The sequence below is a fragment of the Stieleria sedimenti genome (assembly GCF_025060895.1).
GTDB lineage: Bacteria > Planctomycetota > Planctomycetia > Pirellulales > Pirellulaceae > Stieleria > Stieleria sedimenti.
Map to the genome: position 1 here is coordinate 1 of NZ_JANZKV010000321.1, position 1,673 is coordinate 1,673.

The following is a 1,673-nucleotide window of genomic DNA, read 5'->3' on the forward strand; positions in this document are numbered from 1 at the left end:
CCAGGTGACGGCGGACGTTCGCCGACTGAAATGTACTGCCGTGACCGACGCTGACCTTGATTCGTTGCTTGAGGCCTTCAGAGCGAAACATGCTTTCATGTTTGAGGGCGGCCACGTCATATCTGATGGTCCAATTAGCTACGAGCGTTTAGCCGAGATAGAACAAACCACCGGCATTGCTCTGCCGCATCAGTACAAGCGTCACCTGAACCGCGTTGGGTCGGGGGACATTGGATTTTCCAGCGTTTATACTCCGGAACTCTCTCTGGAGTATTCGCTCTGGCGTGAATACGAATACATGCCGCAGAACCGAGGCCGATTTCTACCGTTCGCTGACAATGGTTGCGGTGACTACTACGGATTTTGCATTGTCGACGGTATCTGTTCTGATCCGGTATGCTGGGCTGACCACGAATGTGACTACGATATCAGCGAACCCGAATATCCCGACTTCAACACTTTTCTTGCCGAGGTTGCGCTTAAGTCGTGACTGACGTACAGCGGACGGCGAACCATCGCGTGCACCCGAGTACGCGAGTCGGGCGGTTTTGAAGTGGAAAATCTTTCGCGCGTACCGGGTGACGCGTGACGTTCGCCGACGGAAGTAATCCAGTGTGGCCTGAATTGAAACCTGGTCCGCTCTACGTCATCGAAGTTGACGGAGCAGTCCTCGCCGAACTAACGGACCCTTCGTGGAGCGACATGTTTTGGTGCGACTACACCTTGCGTCCAACTAATGATGAGTCGGATGCGGCACTTCACAATCCGAACCTCTGGAACGAAGTCCTTTTTGCTGTCCGACATGTAAGGACACAGACCATTGCTGAGCACTGCTTTTCCGGTGGGTCTGAGCTATACTGCCAGAGAGAAACGGATCGCCTGTCTTTCCGTTCACTGTGGCCGAGGTACGAAGACGCACTAAACCCACCAGGATTGATTTCGCGTTTGCTCGATCGCTTTTGGCGGTGATGCGTTCACGATAGAATCCGGCACATAAGAGCGGCGAACCATGCGATGAACCGAAGTCGCGGAGTCGCCGTTTTTGACAATGGAAAATCAATCGCCGCGACTCGGTTATCGCGGCCGTTATCGCAAAGGTGGCCCACAGTTGCGACAAACGTTGGTACTGCTTACCAGTTACATTCTCACCGCATACACTGCTACTCGTCAATTTCCAACAATGCACCAGAACCTATGAACGCTCCAGAGAAACAACCGTCGGCGACCCCATCCCTAATTTGGGGAGCAATCTGGATTGTCGGCCCACTTACTTACCTTCTACTACTGATGAATAATCTAGTGCCCGAACCGTCAAACTCGGCATACGTGTTCGGAAGTCTTCTTGGCATCCCGTTGGGTGGAGGCGTTTTGTTGAGAGGGATCAGATTGCAACGTGAGAACGCGAAACGTGAAGGGAGCAGCTGATTGATGACTATATCCAACCGGATTTAGCGTGGCCTCTACTCGTTGCAATATCCCCGACTTTCTTGCGGCACCGACCATGTGCTCGTTTCTTGGCTATAGTTGCGCGTAGCGTCTGAACGAAGTCGTGTGCTTCGGTTAGACATGCGATAACAATCGGATGCACGACGAGTCGGCGAGTCGGGTTTCATTGAAGTGGATGATCGCTCGCGCCGACCGCGTGATCCGTGCCGTTCGCCAACTGAAGATTC

1 protein-coding gene is annotated in these 1,673 nt (G+C 53.1%); it reads left to right on the forward strand.

What is annotated here, in order from left to right; translation table 11 throughout:
* On the forward strand, positions 1–490 hold a 490-nt coding region (locus NZK35_RS32035; RefSeq protein WP_259636610.1), incomplete at its 5' end, for an SMI1/KNR4 family protein.
* Positions 491–1,673 lie beyond the last annotated feature (1,183 nt).